The organism is Nesterenkonia sp. E16_10 (assembly GCF_017347085.1).
Lineage (GTDB): Bacteria > Actinomycetota > Actinomycetes > Actinomycetales > Micrococcaceae > Nesterenkonia.
The window spans coordinates 1-942 of the sequence record NZ_JADPSA010000025.1 but is presented as its reverse complement, the minus strand read 5'-3'; the positions used below and the strand labels follow the sequence as shown (position 1 = coordinate 942).

Here is a 942-nt window from a genome sequence, read left to right as displayed (position 1 = left end):
ACATGGTCATCAGCGCGAAGAACGGCAGCAGCACCGCACCGGTGACATACATGTGGTGGGCCCACACGGTCACCGACAGGGCGCCGATGGCGATGGTCGCGTAGACCAGGCCCTTATAGCCGAAGATCGGTTTACGGCTGAAGACCGGGAGGATCTCCGAGACGATGCCGAAGAACGGCAGCGCGATGATGTAGACCTCCGGGTGTCCGAAGAACCAGAACAGGTGCTGCCAGAGGATCGCACCGCCTGCCTCGGGGTCGAAGATATGACCGCCGAACCGCCGGTCCAGGCCGAGTCCGAACAGCGCTGCTGCCAGCGGCGGGAACGCCATCAGGACCAGGATCGAGGTGATCAGCGTGTTCCAGACGAAGATCGGCATCCGCCACATGGTCATGCCCGGTGCGCGCATGCAGATGATCGTGGTGATGAAGTTGACGCCACCCATGATCGTGCCGAAGCCGGTCAGCGCCAGACCGAAGACCCAGAGGTCTCCACCGACGCCCGGGGAATAGGTGGTGTCCGAGAGCGGAGCGTAGGCGAACCAGCCGAAGGAGGCCGCGCCCTGTGGGGTGAGGAAGCCGGCCATGGCCACCAGTGCGCCGAAGAGGAAGAACCAGAAGGCCAGCGCGTTCAGCCGCGGGAACGCCACATCGGGGGCCCCGATCTGCAGGGGCATGATGGCGTTGGCGAAGCCGGCGAAGAGCGGGGTCGCGAACATCAGCAGCATCACGGTGCCGTGCATGGTGAAGAGCTGGTTGTACTGCTCCTTGGTCTGCAGCAGCTGCATGCCGGGCTCGAAGAGCTCAGCGCGGATCAGCAGCGCCATGACGCCGCCGACGCAGAAGAACAGGAAGGAGGTGATCAGGTACATGTACCCGATCACCTTGTGATCGGTGGTCGTCAGCCAGCTGACGACGATCTTCCCCTTGGAGCGGGGCACTG

At 63.9% G+C, this 942-nt stretch carries 1 protein-coding gene; it reads right to left on the bottom strand.

Going from position 1 to position 942, the window contains the following annotated elements; translation table 11 throughout:
* The coding region (locus I2487_RS08580) for a cbb3-type cytochrome c oxidase subunit I (RefSeq protein ID WP_345941376.1) at positions 1-940 on the bottom strand (940 nt) is incomplete at its 3' end.
* Between the last annotated feature and the right edge of the window lie 2 nt (positions 941-942).